The organism is Sulfitobacter sp. SK011 (assembly GCF_003352065.1).
In the GTDB taxonomy this organism is placed as follows: domain Bacteria; phylum Pseudomonadota; class Alphaproteobacteria; order Rhodobacterales; family Rhodobacteraceae; genus Sulfitobacter.
In genome coordinates this window covers 1,845,062-1,857,687 of sequence record NZ_CP025803.1, presented here as the reverse complement: position 1 = coordinate 1,857,687, position 12,626 = coordinate 1,845,062, and the positions used below count along the sequence as shown (strand labels likewise).

12 protein-coding genes are annotated in these 12,626 nt (G+C 55.1%); all 12 read right to left on the bottom strand.

From position 1 onward, the window contains the following. Window positions 1-4 precede the first annotated feature (4 nt). Window positions 5-379, bottom strand: coding sequence for a nuclear transport factor 2 family protein (locus tag C1J02_RS09125; RefSeq protein WP_205389890.1), 375 nt, complete (start codon window positions 377-379; stop codon window positions 5-7). Between the two features lie 600 nt (window positions 380-979). Then, on the bottom strand, window positions 980-1,999 hold the full coding sequence (locus C1J02_RS09120; protein ID WP_114878294.1) for an IS110 family transposase: 1,020 nt from the start codon (window positions 1,997-1,999) through the stop codon (window positions 980-982). Between the two features lie 429 nt (window positions 2,000-2,428). Next, the gene (locus C1J02_RS09115; RefSeq protein WP_254693251.1) at window positions 2,429-3,370 is read right to left on the bottom strand and encodes an XdhC family protein; all 942 of its coding nucleotides are present in this window, start codon (window positions 3,368-3,370) and stop codon (window positions 2,429-2,431) included. Further along, window positions 3,363-3,815, bottom strand: a complete 453-nt coding sequence (locus C1J02_RS09110; protein ID WP_114878292.1) for a CoxG family protein — start codon at window positions 3,813-3,815, stop codon at window positions 3,363-3,365. The genes C1J02_RS09115 and C1J02_RS09110 overlap by 8 nt, the downstream gene beginning before the upstream one ends. A gap of 109 nt (window positions 3,816-3,924) precedes the next feature. After that, window positions 3,925-4,539 carry an NTP transferase domain-containing protein gene (locus C1J02_RS09105; protein WP_114878291.1) on the bottom strand — a complete coding sequence of 205 codons (615 nt, stop codon included), beginning with the start codon at window positions 4,537-4,539 and terminating at the stop codon, window positions 3,925-3,927. Further along, a complete protein-coding gene (locus C1J02_RS09100; RefSeq protein ID WP_114878290.1) occupies window positions 4,532-5,311 on the bottom strand; it encodes an XdhC family protein in 780 nt (259 codons plus the stop codon). Before C1J02_RS09100 ends, C1J02_RS09105 begins: the two co-directional genes overlap by 8 nt. Beyond that, entirely contained in the window at window positions 5,308-6,489 is a 1,182-nt protein-coding gene (locus tag C1J02_RS09095) for a VWA domain-containing protein (protein ID WP_114878289.1), read from the bottom strand. Before C1J02_RS09095 ends, C1J02_RS09100 begins: the two co-directional genes overlap by 4 nt. Then, a complete protein-coding gene (locus C1J02_RS09090) occupies window positions 6,486-7,361 on the bottom strand; it encodes a MoxR family ATPase (RefSeq protein WP_114878288.1) in 876 nt (291 codons plus the stop codon). The genes C1J02_RS09095 and C1J02_RS09090 overlap by 4 nt, the downstream gene beginning before the upstream one ends. A gap of 51 nt (window positions 7,362-7,412) precedes the next feature. Beyond that, complete coding sequence (locus tag C1J02_RS09085; protein ID WP_114878287.1) at window positions 7,413-9,839, bottom strand: aerobic carbon-monoxide dehydrogenase large subunit; 2,427 nt, start codon at window positions 9,837-9,839, stop codon at window positions 7,413-7,415. After that, window positions 9,836-10,330 carry a (2Fe-2S)-binding protein gene (locus C1J02_RS09080; RefSeq protein WP_114878286.1) on the bottom strand — a complete coding sequence of 165 codons (495 nt, stop codon included), beginning with the start codon at window positions 10,328-10,330 and terminating at the stop codon, window positions 9,836-9,838. The genes C1J02_RS09085 and C1J02_RS09080 overlap by 4 nt, the downstream gene beginning before the upstream one ends. A gap of 12 nt (window positions 10,331-10,342) precedes the next feature. After that, window positions 10,343-11,197, bottom strand: a complete 855-nt coding sequence (locus C1J02_RS09075; RefSeq protein ID WP_114878285.1) for a xanthine dehydrogenase family protein subunit M — start codon at window positions 11,195-11,197, stop codon at window positions 10,343-10,345. Window positions 11,198-11,331: 134 nt separating this feature from the next. After that, the gene (locus C1J02_RS09070) at window positions 11,332-12,453 is read right to left on the bottom strand and encodes an MHYT domain-containing protein (protein WP_114878284.1); all 1,122 of its coding nucleotides are present in this window, start codon (window positions 12,451-12,453) and stop codon (window positions 11,332-11,334) included. Window positions 12,454-12,626: the final 173 nt, after the last annotated feature.

Genomic DNA, 12,626 nt, shown 5'->3' with positions numbered 1-12,626 from the left:
TCTGTCAGAATGCAGCCTTCCACTGTTCAGTATCAACAAACCAGCGCTCTTCGATGATCTTGTCGTCGGAGTTGAACTTGAACAAGACTGCACATTGCGACCCATTCGGCAGTTTTTCGGATGTAAATTCGATCACATTCATGATTTCGTTGTCACCAGGGCAATAGCGTAGATCAGTGATGTCAAAGCCCGGAGGCAGCGCTTGGCCTATGCTGTCAAGAGCTGCCCTAAAAGCAGTCCGACCCTTCAATACATCGTCCTGCCCGGGCAAAACGAAAATCATATCCTCCGAATAGAAACTGGCGAGCTTGTCCATTTCCCCTGCCGCAAGTGCTGCCCATCCTGCCTTGAGATCTTCTAACTGTTTTTCGTGTGCCACGTCTAATCTTCCTCCCCTTAGAAAAAGTACGCATTTTTAAACAGTACCATATTTTGACAAATTCTGCGGAGAAATCGGAGCGGGTCTCTTCAGTAGGCTTGGGAAACCTGTTTCGGCAGAGCGCAGCCCTTTTGTTCGAAGTGCCTTTATTTCTGGTTTGTTGGATGCCCAAAGCAGAACTGACATTTGCACTTTGACAGCTGAAATATGGCGACGTCAAATCCGGTATTTGGTAAGTTACGGCCGTTCGCGACGGATCAGGCTAACTTGGCGAAGGACAAGAAAGTTCGCTGAGCAAACGTTCAATCGGTCTGTTCATGCGGACCTGCAGCGAACGGCGGGTTTGTCCTGTGTGGATGGCACCTGCAAAGCAAGACTTTTTTCGAAGTAATCGGCAATTTGTCAGATACGGTCTTGTGTTCGGCCTGTTCGCGCGGAGCTTAGGTCCGCTGGCCTTGATGGTTTCCGCTGATCAAGTCCCCATTCTCGCAGACGGACAGTTGTCGTCCTGGACAAACCCCGGGGTGTCTCGATGTTGCGGCTGACTTGTCCGCCATCACTTCATTGGTCTTGCTATCTCGTTGTTCGTTCCTTCTGGGTTCAGACTGCTCGTACTTCGTAGGGCTGATTGCGCGATAGCACCGCCCAGATAATCCGTGCAGTTCTATTTGCCATGGCAATCGCCGCCAACTTGGCTGGCTTTCGATGTAAAATGTCGGCGAACCAAGGATCAAATCGCTCTGGTGCGCTTTTGATCTGTTTGATGCGGGAGGTCATACCAACGACCATAAGCCGTCGAATGTAGCGGTCGCCCATTTTTGATATGCGTCCCAGGCGCTCCTTGCCACCGGTTGATTTGTTAATTGGCGTCAGGCCCAGCCAAGCCGACAAATCTCTACCGCTTTGGAACTGTTCGCCACTCCCCACGGTCGCCACGATCGCAGAAGCGGTGATGGGGCCGATGCCTGGGATCGTTTGAAGCAACGCTATTCGCGGTTCTGATTTTGCCGCCGCAGTCATGCGGCGGCCGTACCAATTCACCCGCAGATGCAGAGCTAGAAGTTGCTCGCTGAGATCTAAAATCACTTCGCAGGCAGCTGGCGGTAGATCAGGTAAAAGCCCTTCGGTCGCATTCTTTGCAAATTTGACGACGTGCCCGACACCCTGAGCAAAAATAACGCCGAACTCTGCCAGCAAACCGCGAAGCATGTTGATCGTCTGGGTTCTTTGCCGAACAATCAGGTCTCTGGCCCGATGCAGCGAAAGAATGGCTTGCTGCTCAGGAGATTTGACTGCGACAAACCGCATTGTTGGGCGCATGACAGCTTCGCAAATTGCTTCTGCATCAGCTGCATCGGATTTCCCCCGCTTCACATATGGCTTCACGTAAATAGGCGCAATCAGCTTCACCTCGTGGCCAAGCTTGCAAAGTTCGCGCGCCCAGTAATGGCTTGATCCGCAAGCTTCCATGCCAACTAAACACGGCTCCAAGCGTTCGAAGAATGCCAACAACTGAGCTCGGCGCAAAGACCTATTAAACGCAATGGTTCCGTCTTCAGTAATTCCGTGTACTTGAAAAATGTTCTTGGCTAAATCTAGACCGACTGTTGTAACATGCATTGGGTGGCTCCTCTCATAAGCAGTTAACGACAACTGCAGTATGGACAGTTTCGTTCTGGAGACTTGGATGGGCGGCGGGTCTGGTGCCATTATTGAAGACTTCAACGATAACGACGACCGGAGCGTTCTAAGGTATGATGAGACCCAAGATCCCCTAGATTGAAGTAAGTGCAACTGCAATCGGAGCAGATATTTTGATGGATAATGAGGTCGTGGTTACAGTTTTGAATGCTTTTTCACTGAATGTGGACGACATCGCACTTATCGTCACTAAATTTGGTCCATCGCAACAGCCGATTGGTTAAATCAAATCTGAAGTCGTACTTACAATTTCCACGAAAGCAGACTTTGATACATCGATTGCATGTTGCGGCTTTTTCCGCAGAGCCAAAATCTGGAACTTCAATTGGCAAAATTCGTCTGACTGATTTAGTCGACGACTACTTGTTGGTTATATGCAAAGGCCTGCGCGATTTCGGCCAATGCCGAGACTGCGATAAGGTTGGCATTGCGCAGTGATGGTACAAGGCCGATTGGGCCCCTGATCCGCTGTTGATCTCGGTCCGAGATGCCAAGGTCTGCCAAATGGGCAAGTCGAGCAGCCTGGGTTTTCTGGCTTCCCAAAGCACCGATAAACCCAGCCGGGGTCGCCAGTGCTGCAACAAGGAACGCGGGTTCCCAGTCGTGATCGTGGAACAGAGTTAAGAAACCACTGGTCTCATCTAAATCTAGTTTGATGATACTTTGCTGAGACGTCACATGCGTTGGGGCGTCTTTGCAGTAAGCCGTGACCGCAACTAGATCATGCGTGTCGGGCGAAAAGCAAGTCACATCAAATCCGATGGCATGTGCAACCTTGGCTGTAGCGCGAAAAACGGCACCGCGCCCGGCAAGGGTCAGGGCCACTTTGGGTTGGTAAGCCATCTTAATCGCAGCAGGAAAAGCCTGAACAGTTTCGGATTTGGGATGAAACGTCAGATGTGCGGGCTTGCGTCCCAACAAGGCGTCATAGGCTGCGACGAGCGCTGTTTTGTCGGGCGTAGGGTCGATCCACACTGACAGGGCCCCGCCACAAGGCAAGGTCAAATCGTGGAATGGCGAACCATCTCCGTAACGCAACAATCGTGCCGTTCCAGATCGCAAGCAATCCAGTGCCTGAAACAAGATATCCTGATCAATGCAGCCGTTGGACATATAGCCCGTCATCTCTCCCTTATCCGAGACAACGGCCAGCGACCCGACATCACGGGCGCTTCCGCCTTTTATATCAACAGAGGTAATCAAGACAAAACGCTGCCCTGTTCTGACATAGGTCGCAACCTGCGCCAGAACATCGACAGCGTGGTCTTGGTATATGATTGGATTAGCCAACCTTTTCGGCATCCAACACGTCTGCAAAGTTCTTGAAGAACTTGGCCGCAAGCTTTTTCGCCGTGCTTTGGATCAAACGGCTACCAAGTTGCGCCAGCTTACCGCCGATCTGCGCCTTGGCATCATATGTTAGGATCGTAATGTCACCGTCTGCAACCAATGACACATCTGCTCCGCCTTTGGCGTGGCCCGCAGCGCCGCCATTGCCTTGCCCCGTCAGGGAGAACGCATCAGGGGCACCGCTTTTGTCCAATTGAACATCACCGCTGAATTTCGCCTTCACTGGCCCGACTTTCAGCACGATCTTTGCCTCAAGTTCTGTGTCTGAATGCTGGATCAGCTCTTCACAACCCGGAATGCATTGGCGCAGGATTTCAGGATCGTTCAAGGCCTCGTAAACGCGGGCCATTGGTGCATTGATGGTGATTTCATCTTTCAGTTCCATGGTTTGTCTTTCCTAACAGCAGGGGAATTGGATGGACGCAAGTGTTTCGGCTTGCGCAGGTGTGAGGGCCCATTTCTGACGGAAGGCCCGAAAATAGTTGCGTATTTTTTCATGTCATACCCATTTGCGAAGCCATTTGTTCGAAAGCCGCAAACGCGGCGGGCGTGTCGATATCATTGAAGAAACCGGGTTGGGTCATCGGGACGTTTTGGGCCAGTTCAGGATTGGCGCGTGTGAATTTTCCACAGCCAGGATTGGCCTGATCAGCCAGCAATTGGGTGCGCAGTGCTGCGGGCACAATGATCGGATTACCACGTGCGGAGTCTTTGTAAGGGATCGAAATTTTCTGAACATCTGCGGCCAAATGCGCCGTGATTAGCGCGCGCAGCTCGTCGGCTGTAAGTTGTGGCTGGTCGCCAAGCCCGATCAGATAGTTTGATGCATCGGCGGGTGCAGCAAGAAGCCCTGTACGGACTGAAAAGGGCTGTCCCGCTTGATAATCAGCATTGTGAACACACTGGATCGGCAGACCTGCAAGCGCCGCTTCAATCCTATCGGCTTCAAATCCTGTCACCAAGCAGACCTGTCTGTCCACGACAGCAAGATAGGTTTCAACGACGTGCCGGATCATCGGTTTGCCGTTGATCGGCAACAACAACTTGTTGCGCGCCTCCATGCGGCGCGACAAGCCAGCGGCCAATATAATCGCCCCGAAGCTATCCATTTTGCGCGACCTTCGCCAAAAGATCGCGTTTGACCTGTGTCAGTTCCGCAAGGATCGAAAGCGCGATCTCAGCAGGCGTCACCGCTCCAATGTTCAACCCAGCGGGCGCGCGGACAGAGGCTATTTGTGCGGGATCTGTGCCCGCAGCGATCAGCTTTTCGGACAGGTTGGCAAACTTTTTGGTACTGCCGACAAATGCAACGTAATCGACTGCATCGGCTAGTCCGGTCTTCAGCGCTGCAAGATCACCTTGGCCTTGTGTCGCAATCACAAGATACCGCCCGCGACCTTGCGTGCGTGCGGCCATCGGGGCGTCAGCACTTGCGGTGGCCACAGCCCATCCAAACTGCGGAGCAAGCTCAATTAGCTTTTCAGCAACTGGAGACTGTCCAAAAATCAGTAAATCAGGCGTGGGGATATAGGGCTCGATAAAGATGTCGATTGTGCCTTTAGACGGGCATCCGTTGCGCGCAAAGCGGACACCATCAACGTCATCGCCCGCGCGTACACCTTTTTCTGTCAGATCTTCTTCCGGAGCGACTGAGATAAACTGCGGCTTTCCTGTCGCGTAGGCCCGCAAAGTTGCGTCCTTGATCGCACCACGCACACAGCCGCCGCCAAGCCACCCTTCAAGGATCGTTCCATCTTCGCGCAGCAACGCCTTGGCTCCGGGCTTGGCAGAGGTGGTGCCCGCGGTGCGCACAATCGTGGCAACTGCGAAGCAGTCTTCGCCCATCTGCAGCCCGTGATCAGTGATCTGTTTGGGTGTCATAGCCGCGCCAGCTCTGTTTCAAGCGCCGCTAAGTCGCCCAGCGTATTGGCTGCACGGAATAAATCCAGATGCGGCAAGGCCCCAGCCATCGCTTGGGCTGTTGGAGCGTAGCCGTCCCAGCCTTTCAGCGGATTGAGCCAGATGACTTTACAGCCACGTTTCTTTAAGCGGACCAACGCATCGGAGATCCCATCGGGCGACGCTGTGTCATAGCCGTCTGACAGGATCATCACGACGGTGCGGTTATCGACAAAACGACGGGCATAGGTGCCTGCAAAGGTGTCGAGACTATCCGCAATTTTGGACCCGCCTGCGAAACCTTCGGCCAGCAATGACAACCGTGCCAAGGCGCGGAGCGCGTCTTTGTCGCGCAAGGCTTCGGTGATCCGAACAAGGCGGGTGTGGAAAAGATAAGCATCCGCGCGCGCATCTGCCCGCATCAGCCCTGCAAGAAACGCCAGAAAGACACGCGAATAGACGGTCATCGAACCTGAGACGTCGCAGATCGCGGTAATCCGCAGGGTGCGGTCGGGCCGTTGGCGTTTGGGGAGTGCGAAGGGTTCGCCACCGGTGGCAAGACTTTGCCGCATGACTTTGCGAAAGTGAATTTGATCTCCTTTGCGCGCGGCTTTGCGGCGACGTGATCGCCGATCCCGCAAGGCAGCCCCAAGGCGGAGTGCGATTTTTTCAGCCTCGGCAATATCTTCGGGCCGGACAAGGTCGCGCAGGTCTTTCTTGAACAGGTTGGTTACATCTGTGGCGATGAGTTTGCCTTCCCCATCGCTTTCCGCGTCCCCATCACCACTGTCTGGGGCGCTGATGTCGCCAGTTCCACCGCTTGCCTCTTCCGTTGCCTCGCGACTGGACTGCACATTTTCGCTTTGGCTTGGCACAGCTGTTGCGGTTACGCGGGTTTTGACCCGCCCGCCATTCATCCAAAAGCTGTTAAACAACCCATCAAATTGTGCCGCTTCTTCGACGCAGCCGGCAAATACGGATTTAAGCGCGCGGCGTGCGTCATGCGGGTTTGTCGCGTTGATATGGGTTAAGGCGTCCAGCGCGATGCCAGTTTCACCCACGCCAAGTCGCAAACCATTGTCGCGCAGATGTGCGACGAATCCAGCCATGCGCTCAGCTGGTCCCGGATCGCGGGCAGCGAATTTGGTCACAAGCGTCATGCCGCTTTGCCTGCCAGACGTTGTGCGATTTCTGTGGGGATCGCATCGCGGTCCACTTGTGTTTTCAGCAAGGTCGTCAGCGTTGCCTGCAAAATTTCAGGGTCATCTGTCAGATCGGCCACGCCGAGCCCCATCAATGCGGCGGCGAAATCCAACATCTCGGCGATGCCGGGCTTTTTCTCTAGCTCTTGTTTGCGCAATGTCTGCACAAACCCAACGATCTGAGCGCAAAGCCGGTCTGTAATGTCTGGATAGCGCGTCACCAAAATGGACAATTCGGTCTCAAGATCAGGGTAAGGCACGTGGGCATAGAGGCAGCGTCGCCGCAACGCATCGCTCAGGTCACGGGTGCCGTTGGCAGTTAGAATGACCATGGGGCGCGTCGTTGCAGTGATCGTACCCATTTCAGGAATGGTCACCTGAAACTCCGACAGGATTTCGAGCAGGTAGGCCTCAAACTCTTCGTCCGCACGGTCGATTTCGTCGATAAGTAGGACGGGTGCCTTGTCTTGGCGGATCGCCTTCAACAGGGGACGTTCAAGCAGAAATTCATCCGAGAATATCCGCGCTTCAACGGTTTTGCCTGTCTCGCCATCCTCAGATGCTGCGCGGATCGCCAAGAGCTGACGTTGGTAATTCCATTCGTAGATCGCTTGCGCAGCATCCAAGCCTTCGTAGCACTGCAAGCGGATCAGCTGGGTATCTTGAACAGCCGCCAAGACGCGCGCGACCTCGGTCTTGCCGACGCCTGCGGCCCCCTCCAGCAACAAAGGCCGCCCAAGCGACAAAGACAGATGCAGCGCCATAGCGAGATCACCAGAAGCGATATACCCCTGGTCGGCCATAGCCGTTTGTAGCGTCTTCCAAGTCATCTGTGTCCTCCCAGATGATGCGGGCAGCGCGTTGCAGCCCGCATCTATGTCCTAGTCGTGCATGCCAAGATTATTGGCTGTCTGCCAAATGCGCCAATGGTCATGGGGCATATTGGTGTGACGGTTGCCAAAGGGCCGGAACGCATCCTGTACAGCGTTCGAGAAGCAAGGCACGCCGCCGACATGCGGGCTTTCGCCAACGCCCTTGGCCCCAATCGGGTGGTGCGGGCTTGGGGTGACCGTGAAGTCCGTCTCATAGTTCGGGACCTCCCACGCCGTTGGCAAGAAGAAGTCCATTAACGTGGCCGTCTTGACGTTGCCCATGTCGTCATAAGCAATCTCTTGCCCAAGGGCTACGGCAAGCGCTTCGGTCAAGCCACCATGGATTTGCCCTTCGATGACCATCGGGTTGATCCGTGTGCCGCAGTCATCCAGCGCATAGAAACGGCGGATTTCTGGGACACCGGTGTCGACGTCAATGTCCATGACACAGACATAGGCCCCAAACGGGTAAGTCATGTTGGGCGGATCGTAGTAGCTGACCGCTTCCAGACCTGGTTCTAGCCCCGGGATGGCCTGATTGTAGGCGGCATAGGCGATTTCTTTCATCGTCTTGAACCGCTCCGGCGCGCCTTTGACGACGAAGCGATCCACGTCGAATTCCACGTCGTTGTCGTGGACCTCAAGCAGGTAGGCCGCGATCATCTGCGCTTTGGCACGGATCTTGCGCCCTGCCATTGCCGCCGCAGCACCCGCAACGGGGGTCGAGCGAGAGCCATAAGTACCCAAGCCATAAGGGGCGGTGTCTGTGTCGCCTTCCTCAATCGTGATGCTTTCGGCGGACAGGCCAATCTCGGTCGCTAGGATTTGCGCGAAGGTTGTGGCGTGGCCTTGACCTTGGCTGATCGTCCCAAGCCGCGCGACGGCAGACCCAGTTGGGTGGATGCGGATCTCGCAGCTATCGAACATGCCCATCCCAAGGATATCGCAGTTCTTTACGGGGCCAGCACCGACAATTTCGGTAAAGAACGACAGACCAATGCCCATCACCTTACGGGTTTCACCGCGCTTGAACGCTTCGACCCGTTCGGCTTGCTCAGCCCGAAGACCTTTATAGTCCACCGCCAAAAGCGCCTTGTCCCAAGCGGTCTGATAATCGCCGGAGTCGTATTCCCAGCCAAGAGCAGCCGTATATGGGAACTGTTCCTTCTTGATGAAGTTGATCGACCGCAGCTCTGCTGGATCCATGTTCAACTCAATCGCAAGGACTTCGATCATCCGCTCAATGAAGTACACAGCCTCGGTCACGCGGAACGAGCAACGGTAAGAAACACCACCCGGGGCTTTGTTGGTGTAGACACCATCGACACCAAGGTAGGCGACGGGAATGTCATACGATCCGGTACAGATGTTCATGAAACCTGCTGGAAACTTGGTCGGGTCGGCACAGGCGTCAAACGCACCGTGGTCGGCTGTCACATGACAGTGTAGGCCGGTGATCTTGCCCTCTTTGGTGGCACTGATCTTGCCCTTCATCCAGTAGTCGCGGGCAAAGGCGGTGGACATCAGGTTTTCCATCCGGTCCTCGACCCATTTCACAGGGACCCCCGTGACAATGGAGGCGACGATCGAGCAGACATAGCCGGGATAGACCCCAACCTTGTTGCCAAACCCGCCACCGATGTCGGGCGAGACGACGCGAATGTTGTGCTCTTCAATACCGGACAAAAGTGATGCTACTGTGCGCACCACATGCGGCGCTTGGAAGGTTCCCCATAGGGTCAGTTTGCCGTTCACCTTATCCATGGACGCGACGGAGCCGCAGGTCTCTAGCGGACACGGGTGGGTGCGGTGATAATACATCTCTTCGGTGGCCACGACTTCGGCATTGTCGATCACTTGATTGGTGGCTTCTTCCTCGCCGGCTTCCCAAGTGAAGATGTGATTGGGGTGCTTGCGCGGACCGTGCGCACCGTTGGGGATCGAGCCGTCTTCGGCCACCAGATCTTCGCGCAGCACCACATCAGATTGCAGCGATTTGAATGGATCGACGATCACCTCAAGCTCTTCGTAATCGACCTCGACCAACTCAACTGCATCAGCTGCGACATAGCGATCCGAGGCCACAACAAATGCAACTTCTTGACCTTGGAACAAGACCTTGCCATCTGCCAGCACCATTTGCTTGTCACCCGCGAGCGTGGGCATCCAGTGCAGGTTCAGCGGTTCAAGGTCTTTGGCGGTGAGCACCGCTACAACGCCGGGCAGCGCCATTGCGGCGTCGGTGTTGATCGATTTGACCCGCGCGTGGGCATAGGGCGAGCGCACAAAATCGCCGTGCAACATGCCTGGCAGTTTGATGTCGTCGACGTAGTTGCCCTTGCCTTGGGTGAAGCGCGCGTCTTCGACCCGCTTGCGCGAGCAGCCCATGCCTGAGAGGCCCGCGACCCGTTCTTCGCGTGTGATTTCGTCCTTCATTGTGCCGCCTCCTTGGCTGCATTCATCTCAGACGCTGCTGAAAGAATTGATTTCACGATATTCTGGTAGCCCGTGCAGCGGCAGATGTTGCCGGCGATGCCAAAGCGCACATCTTCCTCGGTCGGGTTGGGGTTTTCCTCGAGTAGCTTCGCTGCGCGGGTGATCATGCCCGGCGTGCAGAAACCGCACTGAAGACCGTGGTACTCTTTGAAGTTCTCTTGCAGGACGTGCAGCGCGTCTGGGTTGCCGAGGCCTTCGATGGTGGTGACCTCTGCGCCATTGGCTTGGGCCACAAAGACAGTACAGGATTTCACAGACTTGCCGTTCATCGTCACTGTGCAAGCGCCACAATGGGACGTTTCACAACCGACGTGCGGACCGGTGATGTTGAGTTTTTCGCGCAGCGCGTAGATTAGCAGCTCGCGGGGTTCGGCTAAGAATTCGTGATCCTCGCCGTTGACGTTCAGTTTGACGTGCATCTTGTTTGACATGTGTGTTCTCCCTTACGCCCGTGACCAAGCGCGCGCGATGGCGCGGCCAAGGACGATACCAGCGGCGTGGCGTTTGAATGCGACCGGGCCTCGGTTGTCTTCTGTTGGATCAATATCGCTTAGCATGGCCGTGACGGCAGCTTTTATCGATGCCTCATCACAGCCCGTGCCGGTGAGTGCCTCTCCAGCGGCCTCTGACCAGACCGGCGTATCGCTGAGGTTGGTCATCGCGATCGAAGCTGTCGCTACCTTGCCGTTTTCATTAGAAATTTGCACGGCTGCAGCAGCGGTCGCGTAATCGCCGATCTTGCGCTTTTGTTTCTCGTAGGCGAAGCCACCAACGGGAACCGCGAATGTCACGGCGGTCAGAACCTCTTCGTCATCGCGTTCCGTCATATAGGCGGCTTCGTAAAAAGCGCGCGCATCAACGGCGCGGTCCCCATCCGGTCCGACCAGATGAAACTGCGCGTTCAGGCATTGCATAAGACCGGGCATATCGTTGCCGGGGTCGCCGTTCGCGACATTCCCACCAACAGTGCCCATGTAGCGGACCTGCGGGTCGGCAATTTGCAGAGCTGCCTCTTTCATAATGGGGGCAGCCTGTTCCAACTCGGCAGAGTTGATGATCTCGTGCTGCGTGACCATTGCACCGATCTTGATGGTGCCATCCTTGATGGTAATCCCGTTTAGACCTTCAATGGCTTGCAAATCGATCAGATGCGGCACCTCGGCCATCCGCAGCTTCATCATTGGGATCAGGCTGTGCCCTCCCGCGATCACCCGCGCATCGTCCCCATGTTCTTGAAGCAGAGCAATCACCCCTGCCATGTCTGTCGGCCTGTAGTATTCAAACGCCGCTGGTATCATTGCTTCGCCTCCCGTTTCCGCAATTATTTTTCAGAAGAACAGATTGTACGCAGCGGTATGCCGACGCTTGCATTATTCAACGAAATGATCTGATTTTTGCACGAAATGCATCTTAGGCCGCACGAACTGCGGCGCTATAGGCCCAGTGCGTCTTGGACGAGCTTTAAATTCGACCGGCTGACCGGGACAGAGGGGAGTTTGGTGTCGCCAAAGCGACACACACCATTGTCTTTCAGCCGCTCGAAGTGCTCGACTAGCTTTGGGTTCACTAAATAGCTGCGGTGGGTCTTAATAAATCCCGCCCCATCCAACCGCTTAAGGGCCTCGGTGATCGGCCAGGCGCAGAAGTGCTTTTCATCCTTGGTGTAGATGTAGGTATAATGGCCCTCGGCGCGCACAAATGCCACCTGAGCGGGGTCAATCAATTGCGTAACGCCATTGCGTTCGCATGGAATGCGGACAGCGATTGGAACAGGCACTGACACAGTGGGCATCGTGGCGGGAGTCGCAGACACAACTGAAGGTTCCTTAACCGAGGATGTGGTCGGGTTAAGGAACGTCACGCCCATCCAAAGAAAAGCGCCAAAGATGACAAAGCTTGATAAGATAACGCCCATCGCCAGCGTTTCGTTACTCATCACCGGGCCGAATTCATGCAGCGTGGGAACAGCGACAAAATTAGTCCCAGCCATGGCGGCAAAATGAACAGCACTGACGGCTGCCCCAAAGCACAACGTCCCCAACAAGATAGTGCGATTGGACCGTTGGCCATAGGCAATCCAGAACGCAGCAATACAAAGCCCAACCGCAGACACGACGGCCAGAAGGATTCCGAAAGGTGTATAGACCGCGCGGCACAATTGGAGGCCGGCCATTCCGACATAGTGCATCGCCAGAATGCCGCATCCAACAATGGCACCTGCGGCGGACAAGGTGACAGGCGTCCGTTCGTGAAAGTGCAGTAACAGCAACGCCGTGCCCACAATAAGGATTGCCAGCAAAGCGGACGCGAGGGTAATCGCCGCATCATAATAAAAAAGGATAGGCATCTGAATGCCAAGCATCGCCACAAAATGCATCGACCAAATGCCGCCACCTAAGGCTATGGCCGACATCGCAATCGACCCCTTGCGACGCAAGACACTTTGCTTTGAAAGGTCCTTGGACAAGGTCAGACCCGTGAAGCCCGCGACAAGGGCAATCACGATCGAAGCGATAACAAGCGCGGCGTTGTGACTAACGTCTAAAAACTCCATCCTGTTTGATGGCACCAAATTTCAAACAAATCAAACTGGCAAGATTCGCATTCGATTAAACCCTACGTCGGCAAACAAATGTGCCACATGCCGCCAGCCGCACGCGCCATTCGCCGAACTGAATGCGTTGGAAACTGGACAAAAAACAGCGAACAGACTGGATTAACCTCGCG